The sequence below is a fragment of the Rhodococcus sp. DN22 genome (genome assembly GCF_036669995.1).
In the GTDB taxonomy this organism is placed as follows: Bacteria; Actinomycetota; Actinomycetes; order Mycobacteriales; family Mycobacteriaceae; genus Rhodococcus_F; species Rhodococcus_F erythropolis.
Map to the genome: position 1 here is coordinate 925,992 of NZ_CP133326.1, position 12,551 is coordinate 938,542.

Genomic DNA, 12,551 nt, shown 5'->3' on the forward strand with positions numbered 1-12,551 from the left:
GAGAGCAAGTTTTCAGAGGACGTGATTGCCGTACATCTCGCCGAGCGGGTCGGCGATCAGCTCGAGTCGAGCGCCGTCGGGATCGCGGAAGTACAACGAAACCTCGCTGTGCTCGATCAGTTCGACGCCGGCCTCGGTCAGTTGGGTGCGCAGCTTCGCCCACTTGGCAGGTTCGACGCTGATCGCGATGTGGTGGAGGCCGCCGAGTACTTCTTGGTACGGGCCCACGTCGAGACCCGGGAAGTCGAAGAAGGCCAGCAGGTTGCCATTGCCGATGTCGAAGAAGAAGTGCGACGACCCGGGATAGTCACGGTTCTCGATCAACTCGGTGAGTGGGAATCCGAGGAGATCCTGATAGAACTTCACGGTTCGTTCGACGTCACTGCTGATCAGGGCCGTATGGTGCAGGCCGCGTGCGGTCGATGCGGGTCGTCTGTCGGCGGGGAGCAGATGTCGATCCCTGATCTCGGCCCGGCGTTCCTCGAACTGCACTGCGTTGTCGAACTGCACTGCGTTGTCGTCGCTCATGGCGCCCGCCTCTCGGTTGAACCTTCTCTTCGAACAGGTAGTTGACTGATCAACTACATTGAGAATAGATCATTTGATTTCGTTGTCAACTACTTCGGATATACTGGTGTCATGGAATCGACGCGGTGGTTGAGCGACTCGGAGCAAACGGCCTGGCGGGCTTACCTGGACTCGACCCGACTGCTCCAGCGTGTTCTCGATCAGCAGTTGGTGCGAGACTCCGACATTTCCTTCACCGATTTCGAACTGCTGGTCGCTCTCGCCGAAGCGCCCGGGCGGCAACTGCGCATGAGTGAGCTCGCCGACGCTGTGATGGCTACCCGAAGTGGTGTGACCAGGGCCGTAAATCGATTGGTCGGCGCAGGGTGGGTGCGCCGGGTTGAGTGTGTCGACGACAAGAGGGGCGCCAATGCGGAGCTGACCGACTCGGGTGCCGACAAACTGGTGTCGGCAAGCCCGGCGCACGTAGCCGCAGTGCGGGAGAGCATGTTCGATCTGCTGAGCCCGCGAGATGTCGAGCGGCTCGGTGTGGTCTTCGGCGAGATGCGTCGGCACCTTCTCGAGACCCAGTCAGGTAATTGACAGAGCAACGGTCCACGTCACGTAGTTGGTGAGGGCTGCGAACGGACTGCCATCATTGTCTGGTGACCCGCATTCGTATGTTCGCAACCGACCTCGACGGCACCCTGCTGCGCTCCGACCGAACGATTTCGGCGCGCACCGCGCAGGCCATGGAGAACGCGCGGCTCGCCGGAATCGAAGTTGTGTGGGCGACGGCCCGCGCCCGGCATTCGGTACACACATTGGCGAACTCGTGCGGATTTCGCGGTAAAGCTGTGTGTGCCAACGGAGCTGTGATTCTCGACCTCGCCGACGGGACGCCGGAGATCGTCGACACCGTCTCGATCGAAATGTCCTTGGCTGCAACGGCTATGGAGCAAGTTCGGGCGCTGGTTCCGGGCGTCGTGTTCGCGAACGTCGGACCCACCCAATTTTTTGCTGAGCCGGAGTACGCCGCTATGTGCGAGTTCGCGGACCATCACCGGCACCTGCACGAGATGGTGCTGGCCGACACCTTGCCGCTCGATGTCGAGCCGATGGTCAAGATCGTGGCCCGGCATGCGGAGGTTTCCAGCGCCGACCTGTACCGAACAGCCGTCGCTGCGGGCATCGAGGGCGTGGAGTTGACCCACTCCGGCGCCCCGTACATGGAAATGGCTGCAGCGGGCGTCTCGAAGGCCAGCGCTCTCGCGCAGTTGTGCGCGATCGACGGCATCGACGCGTCGGAAGTGGCCGCAGCCGGTGACGCCTTCAACGACGTTGCCATGCTGACCTGGGCTGGAACGGCTCTGGCGCCGGCCAACGCGAGAACCGAGGTCATCGAGCTCGCCGACCGAATTTTGCCCACGAACGACGAGGACGGCGTGGCGAGCTACCTCGAAGAGTTGGTTGCGGGGCGCTAGTTCAGCTGCTGACGGCCTTGGGTCCGGTGCCGATACCGACTCCGCAGTCCGTCATGAATTCGGAGAAGACGCGGTCGAAGCGATCCGGGTAGTCAAGGTGCGGGAAATGTCCGGCGCGCTTGAAGATCTCCACCCGCCCCAGCGGTAGTTCGGCGCGAGCGTTCTCGGTGTGGGCGTTGGGGATGATGGTGTCTTCCTCACCCCACACCAGTAGTGCCTGCAGATTCTTGAAGTTGGCGAAATGCGGAGTGGCATTGACGGTTTGACCGTTGTAATTGATGACCGATCGTGCCGTCGCCAGAAATGCCTGACGTGTCGACGCGTCCGATACCGAAGCGAAGCTCTTACGGGCCTCGCTCGCGCTGGCACCGAGCTTGAACAGGCCGATCTTGTTGAAAAGTCCGAGCGCTTTGTCGGTCACGTCGGTCAGCGTCCTCGACGCGAGGACGGGAAGTACCAGTTCGCTGCCGGGCAGAGTCGCCGCGCGCAGGAGTGGACTCACCTCGGGGCCGAGTCCACCGCTGGCCACCAGGCACAGCCGCTCCACCCGGTCGGGGAACAGATACAGCGTCTGCATCGCGATCCCACCACCGAGGGAGTGTCCGACCAGGGTGGCCGACGGAATGTCGAGGGCTTCGAGGAGGTCACGCACAGTGGCGGCGTGAGCACTGAGTGAATAGTCGCCGGCAGGCTTGTCCGACGCACCGTGTCCGAAGAGATCAGGGGCGATCACGCGGTAATGACGCGAGAGCGTCTCGATCTGCGGTTCCCAGTTGGAGTGCGCGCCCAGCAGGCCGTGAATGAGCACCACGACGGGGCCACTGCCTTGGTCGACGTATTTGAGCTGGTCGCCGTGCAATACAACCGTCTGTAATTGGTCGGTTGCCATGATTGAACCTTTCGGAGCCGCCAGTGTCTGTGGCTGCTCGCGTGTTGTCGGACCGCACCCGCCCCGACGCGGATCCACGGGTATTTGTGACCGGGAGTAACCCCAGTTCCCTCAGTATGCCCATCGAGGGGGTCGATGTCGTGGCCATCGGGCGTGTTGTGACGAACCGTGAGCCGTCGGCTGAGAGGAGACGTACAACTCACCGCCGCGTGTCGGCGCCGTTGATCAGGCGAAATCGACCAGTTTGCCGAAGGTGAGGTTGATGTCCCACGGTGTGACGCCCCACGTCTCGATCGCTGAAACCGCGAAGATTCCGGCAGCCTCGATGGTGTCCTGTGAGGCTGGTGCCGACACCGAAACGCCGGTTTGGTCGCTCGGAACCTCCGGCCAGACGCCTGTGCCCACCGGTGCGGGGGTTGCCTCCATGACTGCGTTGGCCAGGCCCGATTCGTCGACGGTCGTGAAGAGGCAGTTCGGCTCGTGCGGAGAATCCCACCCGCCGAGTTCCGCGAGCCAGAATTCGCCGCGTCCAGCAGCGGAGATCGCGATGGACGCGAGTACCGATTCGAGATCTTCCCAAGCGTCGCCGGTCGGGGAGGACGCGTCGGTGAGCTTGAACGGTGCGGCGAGGGCAGTGCTGTCCGGGGTAGCGAAGCGCGACTGCACAGTGAGGGCCTGGGTCTGGGTGTCCAGAAACGCAACTTCTCGGAACTTGTTGTCCGGCAGAGCAGTACGAGCTACGAGGCCGCGTCCAAGCAGTACGCCGAGCGCGGCGGGATCGTCGACGCTCCACAAGCGGGTCTCGTCCTCGGACCAGGTGCGAATCATTCCGCTGACGACAGGACTGATCAGCACGGGCTCGAGGTTCGTACTGCCTGTTGATTCGCTCACCGCTGGCTCCCCACCGCACGTCGTACCGTCGGACGGGTTCCGGGCGGCCAGACAAGTATGCCGCCTCGCTGCTGTGCGCCTTTATTAACCGCCGGGGGTTAATAAAGGCGCACAGCAGGGGATCACATATGCGTGCCGCCGTCGATGCGGATTTCCGTTCCGGTGACAAACGAGCCGTCCTCGGAAGCGAGCATCGCGATCACACCGGCGACCGCCGACGGGGGCGCGAAACCCTCACCGATTGCCGGGGCCAGCTTGCCGAGCAGCGTGAAGTCGATGTCGGCCGGGAAACCGGGATCGGACGTCATGCCCGACGCGATGCTGCCGGGTGCGACGGCCACGGCGCGAAGACCCTGCTTGCTGTACTCGAGTGCAAGTGCGTGCGTGAAGGATTGGATTCCACCCTTCGACGCCGCATATGCCGTCATGTACGGGTGGGCGAAGGTCGCCGAAGTGGAACTGAAGTTGACCACGACACCTGCTCCGCTTTCGAGCAGTGCCGGGAGGGATTCCCTCGTCATGAGGAATGTTCCGGTGAGGTTGACCCCGATGACGGTGTTCCAGAAATCGAGTGTCATCTCGTGGGTGTGCGCGGAGCGCAGAATGCCCGCCGCATTGACCAGCACGTCGAGCCCGCCCAGAGCCTTGATCGCAGCGCCGACCTGTTCGCGAACAGACTCTTCGCTGGAGATGTCGACCTTCACCGTGGTGAGGCGATCGGAGTGGCCGGCGTCCTTCGCGGCGTTCAGCGTCTGTTCGAGGCCGGTCTCGGAAATGTCGGCGGCGACGACGGTGCCTCCTTCTGCCAGGATGCGGGCAACGGTGGCCTGGCCGATTCCGGACCCTGCGCCGCTGATGAGGACGCGCTTGTCGTCGAATCGATTCACGAGAAAACTCCGGTCTGTGAGATGGACAGCTGTCTGGTGACCGATTCTGCGTGATCCAGCCGCATAAATCTGCGGTTCATTCCACTGACTGGGCAGCATCGGTGCTTGTTCGCCCGGGATTGCGAGCGAACAAGCACCGATGTGTCTTAGAGACCCGCGGCCTGAGCGAGGCTCGGCAGGTAGGTGCTCGGCTGTCCGAAGAGCTGAGCGCTGCCGTGTGCACGCTTGAAGTACAGCTGAGCGTCGTGCTCCCAGGTGATTGCGATTCCGCCGTGCAACTGAACTGCTTCGGAGGTGATCTGCTGCAAGGCTTCCGAGCAGTAGACCTTCGCCACTGCCGCGTCGTCTGCCGACTGCGTCGCCACGGCGGCGTACGTCATCGACCGCGCCGTCTCGACCAACGTGTACATGTCGGCCATCCGGTGCTTGAGGGCTTGGAAAGAACCGATCGCGCGACCGAACTGCTTGCGCGACTTGGTGTATTCCACGGTCTGTTCGACGATCGCTGCGGCCGCTCCGACCTGTTCAGCGGACAACGCGATCAGAACGACGGTTCGGATGCGATCGACCAGATCTTCGGACCACTCCAGTGGCCGACCACGAACACCGGAGAACGTGACCTCCGCCAGCGTTCGCGTCGGATCCATGGTGGGGACGCGTCGGCGGGAGACGCCCTCGGCCGCGGGATCCACTTCGTAGAACCCGTCGGCCGTGAGAACGAGCAGGGTGTCAGCGACGTGTCCGTCGAGGACGTACGACGCCGTGCCGGTCAACGCATCCTCGGTTGCCTCGACGCCGTAGGTGCTCCAACCCGCAGCCCCTGCCCAGCACAGGGCGAGCGTGCTCTCTCCGGACGCGACACCGGGCAGCAGTCGCGAGCATGCGTCGTTGTCACCGGAAAGCAGCAGTGCCTGTGCGGCAAGAATCGCCGAACCCAGCATCGGTGAGGGGGTCAGCGTGCGGCCCAGTTCCTCCTGGACCACATGTACCTCGCCCAAACCTGCTCCGACGCCGTCGAACTCCTCCGGAATCGCCAGCGCGGCGACGCCGATCTGCTCGCACAGCTTGCTCCACAACGCGGCGTCGTAGCCGATCTCTGTGGTGATGGCAGCGCGGACGGCAGCGGAGTCGGAATGCTTGCTCAGGAGATCGCGTACCGACGCACGTAGTGCTGCCTGGTCTTCGGTGTCGATGCTCATGATGCAACCAGCGCTTCGACGACGCGCGCGCGATGCTCGGACGGTGTGCCCCATGCGGTGAGCAATGCTCGTACCTTGGTGAGCCACAGTGAGAGATCGTGTTCCATCGTGTAGCCGATGGCGCCGTGAACCTGGAGTCCGACGCGGGCGGCCTTGTAAGCAGCATCCCCGCACGCGACCTTGGCGGCAGAAATGTCACGCGAGGCGTCGTCCGACTGATCGCGAACCGACAGAGCGGCACCGTGGAGCAGGGGGCGAGCCATTTCGAGCGAAACGGCAACTTCGGCCAGGTGGTGCTTCATTGCCTGGAACTGTCCGATGACCTTGCCGAACTGCTTGCGCTGCTTCGCGTAGTCGGTGGTGACCTCGAGCAGTGTCTGGCCCAGGCCCTGCAACTGCGCGGCAGTGGCAAGAGCGCCCATGTCGAAGGCTGCGGAGAAGTCGGCGGAGCCCAGCGATTCGCCGGCGGAAACCTCGTAGAGCTTGCGGGAGAGATCCACCGATGCCTTGGCTTCGCCAGGGACGCCGAGCGAGACGGTGCCGTCCTGCGCGAGTAGAACCAGATCGACCGCATTGGCGTCGAGCGCGAACGGTGTGCGCGGGGGAGCGGCGACGGTTGCCAGCGAACCCTCGGCGAGAGCAGAGAGACGTTCCGGTGCAACGGAAGCCAGGAGCGTCGGTGCTACTGCGATGGTCTCGACGACCGGTCCGGGTACTGCGTGCCGACCGAGCTGTTCGAGTGCAACGACCAGGTCCACGGCGTCGGCGCCGAGTCCGTCGTGTTCTTCGGATATGACGAGGCCGTTGACGCCGGTCTCGGCAAGGCGCTGCCAGAGCTTCTTGCCCGGCTCGGTGTCACCGTCGTTCCACGAACGGATGACGGAGGGCATGTCGGACTTGGTCAGCAGTGCATCGATGCTTGCAGCGAAGTCCTGGTGGGAGGAGTCGAGCGCGAATCTCATCGGTCCGCCTTCGGTAGGCCGAGCAGACGCTCAGCGATGACGTTTTTCTGAATCTCGTTGGTGCCTGCGTAGATCGGGCCGGACAGGGAGAACAGGTATCCGTCCATCCAGTTGTCGGCCAGCTCGGCTTCAGGGCCCTGCAGTTCGAGAGCAGTCTCGTGGGTGGCGATATCCCACTCGGACCAGAAGACCTTGTTGATCGAGGACTCGGCGCCGAGTTGTCCACCGTCGGCGAGACGGGTGACGGTACCGAATGTGTTGAGCTGGTAGGCGCGAGCGCCGATCCAGGCGTCGGCAACCTGGTTACGCAGAGCGCTGTCGTCGGTTCGTCCGCTGGACTTGTACAGCTCGAGCAGTCGGTCGACGGTGGCGAGGAAGCGGCCGGGGCTGCGCAGCGAGAGACCACGCTCGTTGCTCGCGGTGCTCATCGCGACGCGCCAACCTTCGTTGACGTTGCCGATCACACCCGACTCACCAGGGTTGGCCGGGTCGTCCGGCACGAAGACGTCTTCGAGGAAGATCTCGGCGAAGCCGGGCTCGCCGTCGAGTTGATCGATCGGGCGAACGGTGACGCCCTTCGAGCGCAGGTCGAACATGAAATACGTGATGCCCTTGTGGCGCTGCGCATCCGGATCGGAGCGGAACAAGCCGAAGCCCCAGTCTGCGTAGCTTGCGCGTGAGCTCCACGTCTTCTGACCGTTGAGCAGCCAGCCCCCGTCGACCTTCTTCGCACTCGAACGCAGGCTCGCGAGGTCGGAACCGGATTCGGGCTCGGACCAGGCCTGGGCCCAGATGTCGTCGGCACGAGCCATGCGAGGCATGATGCGAGCCAACTGCTCGGCATTTGCATGCTCGAACAGTGTGGGAGCCAACAAGAAGATGCCGTTCTGGCTTACGCGGCCGGGCGCGCCCGAGCGGTAGTACTCCTCTTCGAAGATGACCCATTCGAGCAGGGACGCATCGCGTCCGCCGAGTTCCTTGGGCCAGGAGACGACGGCGTAGCCGGCGTCGGCGAGAGTGTGCTCCCACTGACGGTGCTCTTCGAAGCCTTCGGCGGTATCCATCGACTTCAGGGGAGTGGCGGGCACATTCGCCTCCAGGAACGAGCGGACCTCGTCACGGAATGCGGTTGTGGCGTCGTCGAATACGAGATCCACTAGTTTGTTCCTTCCTGCGGTGCGCGAGCACTGGCAGCCATGGCTTTGGCGTCGAGACCACCAAGCGAGTCTTTGCCGACCTCGGCGTTGTGAGCGTGAGCGAAGTGATGCAGACCGAAGACGGAGTCGATGCCGTTACGCATCCCCATCTGATCCTCGCACTGGTTGACGGCCTTTTTGGTCAAAGCCAGTCCGAAGCGCGGCATCTCGGCGATACGTCCGGCGAGCTCGAACGTCTCCTTCTCGAGATCCTTGCGGGCGACGACGCGATTGACCATGCCGATTTCGTAGGCGCGTTGCGCGGTGAACCGATCGCCGGTGAAGAGCATTTCCTTCGCGAAACGTGAACCGACCATCCACGGGTGCGCGAAGTATTCGACGCCGGGGATGCCCATGCGGACAACGGGATCGGAGAAGAAGGCGTCGTCGGCCGCGACGATCATGTCGCAGATCCAGGCGAGCATGAGCCCACCGGCAATGCAGGCGCCTTGCACCATCGCGATGGTGGGCTTGGGGATCTCCCGCCAACGGCGGCACATGCCCAGATAGACCTCCATCTCGCGGGCGAAACGCTGGTCACCGCCTGGCTTGTCGACGTGATCCCACCACATGGTGGCCTTGTTCTCGTACTCGACGTGATGGTCGCGTCCCGGAGTTCCCAGGTCGTGTCCGGCGCTGAAGTGAGGTCCGTTGCCTGCCAGGACGATCACCTTCACGTCGTCGTCCTCGACGGCGCGCTGGAATGCCGCGTCGAGGGCGTACGTGACCACCGAGTTCTGGGCGTTGCGGTAGTCGGGTCGATTCAAGGTCACGACGGCGACCGAGTCACGAACCTCGTAGGTCACGACGTCGGCTTCGAAGGGAACGGTCATGATTGTTCCTCGCGCAGAACCGTTTTGAGGACCTTGCCCGAAGGGTTACGGGGCAGATGATCTACGAAGCGCACCTCGCGGGGCACCTTGAAGCCTGCGATCTTCTCCTTGAGGAAAGCGATCACCGACTCTTCGGTGAGGCCGGCACCGTCGAGTTGGGCGATGTATACGCGGCCCACCTCTCCCATTCGGTGATCAGGGATGCCGATGGCAGCAGACTCGTGGACGCCGGGCAGGCGAGCCAACATGCCCTCGATCTCGGCCGGGTAGACGTTGAATCCGCCGCTGACGTACATGTCTTTCAGACGGTCGGTGATGTCGAGATAGCCACGCTCGTCGAGGGTTCCGACGTCTCCGGTGTGCAGCCAGCCGTCGGCGTCGATTGCCTTGGCGGTGGATTCGGGGTCGTCGAGGTATCCGAGCATGACGTTCGGTCCACGAAGCAGGATCTCACCCTGGTCACCGATCTTGACCTCGAAATCGGCTGTCGCGCGGCCGGAACTGGTGGAGACGGTGACCGGGTCGTCGTCGGTGCGGCACATGGTCGCGACCACTGCCTCGGTCAGACCGTATGCCGTGAGGACGGCGTCGAAAAGCTCTGCCTGCATGCGCTCGACGAGAGCAACCGGCACGGGTGCTGCGCCGGTGATCGCGATGCGGAGCGAGGACAGGTCGTATTCGCTGCGGCGGGGGTGATCGAGAATGGTCTGGTAGATCGTCGGGGCACCGGGCAGGATGCTGATCTTTTCGCTGTTGACCAGCGCGAGGGTGTCGTCGATGTTGAAGACGGACACCGGCACGATCGTCGCGCCGTTCAGCAGGCAGACCAGGATTCCGGCCTTGTACCCGAAGGTGTGGAAGAACGGGCTGATGATGAGGAAGTTGTCGTCGGCGGTGACCTCGGCGCATTCACCCCACGACTTGGCGACAGCGATGGACTGACGATGCGCGGTGATCGCACCCTTGCTGCGTCCTGTGGTGCCGGAGGTGAAGAGGATGTCGCTGACGTCGTCTGGCTGCACCTTCGCAGCACGCGCATCGGCTTCGGTGCGGGCGGCGTCGCTGGCGAGCGCGAGGAAGTCCTCGAACTCGATGACGCCGTCACGGTCGTCGTCCCCGTCGATCGGTACCTGGATGACGGTCGGGATCGACAGGTCCGGGTTGGCGTCGAGCAACTGCTGATAGCGATCGGCCTTGAGGAACGTGCCGACGACCACCAAGGCCGCGGCGTCGACGCGCTCGATGATGTCGAGAGCTTCGGTGCCGGTGTATCGAGTGTTGATCGGGATGATGGCCGCGCCGGCATATTGAGCGCCGAGCAGGGCGATCACCCAGTGGTACGTGTTGGGCGACCAGATGACGACGCGATCGCCTGCCTTCACCCCACGGTTGATCAGCGCGCCGGCGAAATCGCGGACACGTTGATGTAGCTGTGCGAAGGTCAGTCGGGTGTCGCCATCGGCGATAGCCGCGCGCTCACCGAACTCCTCGGCGGCCCGGATGAGGGCTGATGGGATGGTTCTCGGTTGTTCGGTCACTGGACTCCTACCTGACACGCTACCTAGCAAGTGCTTGGTAGGTTATCTTACATATGTGGACCAGAGCGAGAGCCCGGACGGGCAGATGACGGACGACGAGTTTGCGGCCACGGTCGCGCAGTGGTTGGCCGAGAACTTGACGGGCAAATTTGCCCAGCTCAAGGGTAAGGGCGGCCCCGGCAGTGAGCACGAGTTCTTCGAGCAACGACTCGAGTGGGACAAGCACCTCGCAGCCGCAGGGTGGACGTGCCTCGGGTGGCCGAAGGAGTTCGGCGGGCGGGGAGCGAGCATCTCTCAGCAGGTCATCTTCCATCAGGAGTACGCGAAGGCCGGTGCGCCCGCTCGCGTCAGCCACATCGGTGAAGAGCTGCTCGGCCCGACGCTGATCGCGTACGGAACCGACGAGCAGAAACGCCGATTCCTTCCTGGCATCAACACGGTCAGCGAACTGTGGTCGCAGGGCTACTCCGAGCCTGGCGCCGGTTCAGACCTCGCGAACGTCTCCACCACCGCACGCCTCGAAGGCGGCAAGTGGATCATCAACGGCCAGAAGGTGTGGACCTCACTGGCTCACGTCGCGCAGTGGTGCTTCGTGGTCTGCCGCACCGAGGTGGGCTCCAAGCGTCATCAGGGCTTGAGCTTCCTGCTGGTCCCGTTGGATCAGCCTGGTGTGACAGTTCGGCCCATCCAGCAGCTCACCGGTACGTCGGAGTTCAACGAGGTCTTCTTCGACGACGCCGTCACCGACGCCGATCTGGTGGTCGGGGAACCTGGCGAGGGCTGGAAGATCGCGATGGGGCTGCTCACCTTCGAGCGCGGGGTATCGACGCTCGGACAGCAGATCGGATTCGCTCGCGAGCTCCAGGGCGTCGTCGACCTGGCGAAGGCCAATGGCAGTGACCAGGATCCGCACATTCGCGAGAAGATCGCTCGCGCCTGGGTCGGACTGCGCGTGATGCGCGCCCACGCGATGCGTACTCTCGACGCGGTCGACGCCGGAACCGGTGGCGGCGAAGCGTCCGTCGCAAAACTGTTGTGGGCCAACTGGCATCGTGACCTGGGACAGCTGGCGATGGACGTGCAGGGTGCGTCGTCGTTGGTTGCACCGTGGGCGGATTCCGAAGGCAATGCCTCGGACATCACCGACCCCGAGCATCTCGAACTCGACGAGTGGCAGCGCCTCTTCCTCTTCACCCGCGCCGACACGATTTACGGCGGCTCCAACGAAATTCAGCGCAACATCATTTCCGAGCGCGTGCTCGGTCTTCCCCGAGAGGCTCGTTAATGTCTGACACCAAAGCCGCGTCCCCGCTTTCCGTTGCGCCCGAGGAAACCCCGGGCCACGGACTGCTCGCGGGCAAGAAGGCGATCATCACCGCCGCAGCCGGAACCGGCATCGGCTTCTCTACCGCGCGCCGGGTGCTTCTCGAGGGCGGCGACGTTCTCGTCTCCGACTTCCACGAGCGTCGGCTCGGCGAGACGGTGGAGAAGCTGAAGGCAGAGTTTCCCGGCCAGCAGGTCGAGTCCATCATCTGTGACGTCTCCAGCACCGAGCAGGTCGACGCGTTGTTCGTCGGCGCGGCCGAGAAGTTGGGACGTATCGACATCGTCGTCAACAACGCGGGCCTGGGCGGCGAGACACCCGTCGTCGACATGACGGACGATCAGTGGGATCGCGTTCTCGACATCACCCTCAACAGCACCTTCCGTTCGACGCGTGCCGCGCTGCGGTACTTCAAGAGCGTTCCCCACGGCGGTGTTCTGGTGAACAACGCGTCCGTTCTCGGTTGGCGGGCGCAGCATTCCCAGGCTCACTACGCCGCAGCCAAGGCGGGCGTCATGGCACTGACTCGGTGCAGCGCTATCGAAGCCGCGGAGTACGGAGTCCGTATCAACGCGGTCTCGCCCTCCATCGCGCGTCACGCGTTTTTGGCGAAGGTCACCAGTGAGGAACTGCTCGACCAGTTGGCTTCCGGCGAGGCCTACGGCCGCGCCGCGGAGGTCTGGGAGATCGCAACGGTCATCGCGATGCTCGCCAGCGATTACTCCACCTACATGACCGGCGAGATCGTCTCCGTTTCTTCGCAGAGGGCCTAGCGTCCCCGTGCGCGGTTAAGGAGTCCCCGGACTCGCTGACCGCGCACAGGGGAAGGCCCTGGATAGGA

Annotated in this window: 13 protein-coding genes; 4 read left to right on the top strand and 9 right to left on the bottom strand. The window is 63.6% G+C overall.

What is annotated here, in order from left to right; genetic code table 11:
- Positions 1 to 12 precede the first annotated feature (12 nt).
- Positions 13 to 528, bottom strand: a complete 516-nt coding sequence (locus tag RA302_RS04240) for a VOC family protein (protein WP_166501844.1) — start codon at positions 526 to 528, stop codon at positions 13 to 15.
- 111 nt (positions 529 to 639) lie between these two features.
- Between RA302_RS04240 and RA302_RS04245 the strand changes: the two genes are divergently transcribed.
- On the top strand, positions 640 to 1,110 hold the full coding sequence (locus tag RA302_RS04245) for a MarR family transcriptional regulator (protein WP_166501845.1): 471 nt from the start codon (positions 640 to 642) through the stop codon (positions 1,108 to 1,110).
- A gap of 62 nt (positions 1,111 to 1,172) precedes the next feature.
- Positions 1,173 to 1,991 carry a Cof-type HAD-IIB family hydrolase gene (locus tag RA302_RS04250; protein ID WP_166501846.1) on the top strand — a complete coding sequence of 273 codons (819 nt, stop codon included), beginning with the start codon at positions 1,173 to 1,175 and terminating at the stop codon, positions 1,989 to 1,991.
- 1 nt (position 1,992) lies between these two features.
- On the opposite strand, the gene RA302_RS04255 is transcribed toward RA302_RS04250, so the two are convergent.
- The 8 genes from RA302_RS04255 to RA302_RS04290 all read right to left on the bottom strand — a co-directional run bounded on the left by RA302_RS04255 (position 1,993) and on the right by RA302_RS04290 (position 10,386).
- Positions 1,993 to 2,880: an alpha/beta fold hydrolase gene (locus RA302_RS04255; protein ID WP_003945464.1), complete on the bottom strand. Its 888-nt coding sequence runs from the start codon at positions 2,878 to 2,880 to the stop codon at positions 1,993 to 1,995.
- Positions 2,881 to 3,105: 225 nt separating this feature from the next.
- Complete coding sequence (locus RA302_RS04260) at positions 3,106 to 3,771, bottom strand: hypothetical protein (RefSeq protein ID WP_166501847.1); 666 nt, start codon at positions 3,769 to 3,771, stop codon at positions 3,106 to 3,108.
- A 122-nt stretch (positions 3,772 to 3,893) separates the two neighbouring features.
- Complete coding sequence (locus RA302_RS04265; protein ID WP_003945543.1) at positions 3,894 to 4,658, bottom strand: SDR family NAD(P)-dependent oxidoreductase; 765 nt, start codon at positions 4,656 to 4,658, stop codon at positions 3,894 to 3,896.
- Between the two features lie 146 nt (positions 4,659 to 4,804).
- A complete protein-coding gene (locus RA302_RS04270; protein ID WP_166501848.1) occupies positions 4,805 to 5,857 on the bottom strand; it encodes an acyl-CoA dehydrogenase family protein in 1,053 nt (350 codons plus the stop codon).
- Positions 5,854 to 6,819: an acyl-CoA dehydrogenase gene (locus tag RA302_RS04275; protein WP_238054130.1), complete on the bottom strand. Its 966-nt coding sequence runs from the start codon at positions 6,817 to 6,819 to the stop codon at positions 5,854 to 5,856. The genes RA302_RS04270 and RA302_RS04275 overlap by 4 nt, the downstream gene beginning before the upstream one ends.
- Positions 6,816 to 7,976: an acyl-CoA dehydrogenase family protein gene (locus RA302_RS04280; protein WP_007734181.1), complete on the bottom strand. Its 1,161-nt coding sequence runs from the start codon at positions 7,974 to 7,976 to the stop codon at positions 6,816 to 6,818. Before RA302_RS04280 ends, RA302_RS04275 begins: the two co-directional genes overlap by 4 nt.
- Entirely contained in the window at positions 7,976 to 8,848 is an 873-nt protein-coding gene (locus RA302_RS04285) for an enoyl-CoA hydratase (RefSeq protein ID WP_046377954.1), read from the bottom strand. The genes RA302_RS04280 and RA302_RS04285 overlap by 1 nt, the downstream gene beginning before the upstream one ends.
- Entirely contained in the window at positions 8,845 to 10,386 is a 1,542-nt protein-coding gene (locus tag RA302_RS04290; RefSeq protein WP_238054131.1) for a FadD3 family acyl-CoA ligase, read from the bottom strand. The genes RA302_RS04285 and RA302_RS04290 overlap by 4 nt, the downstream gene beginning before the upstream one ends.
- 55 nt (positions 10,387 to 10,441) lie before the next feature.
- Here RA302_RS04290 and RA302_RS04295 point away from each other — a divergent pair, with 55 nt between their 5' ends.
- Complete coding sequence (locus RA302_RS04295) at positions 10,442 to 11,671, top strand: acyl-CoA dehydrogenase family protein (RefSeq protein WP_020968470.1); 1,230 nt, start codon at positions 10,442 to 10,444, stop codon at positions 11,669 to 11,671.
- Entirely contained in the window at positions 11,671 to 12,483 is an 813-nt protein-coding gene (locus RA302_RS04300; RefSeq protein ID WP_003945582.1) for an SDR family oxidoreductase, read from the top strand. Before RA302_RS04295 ends, RA302_RS04300 begins: the two co-directional genes overlap by 1 nt.
- Positions 12,484 to 12,551 lie beyond the last annotated feature (68 nt).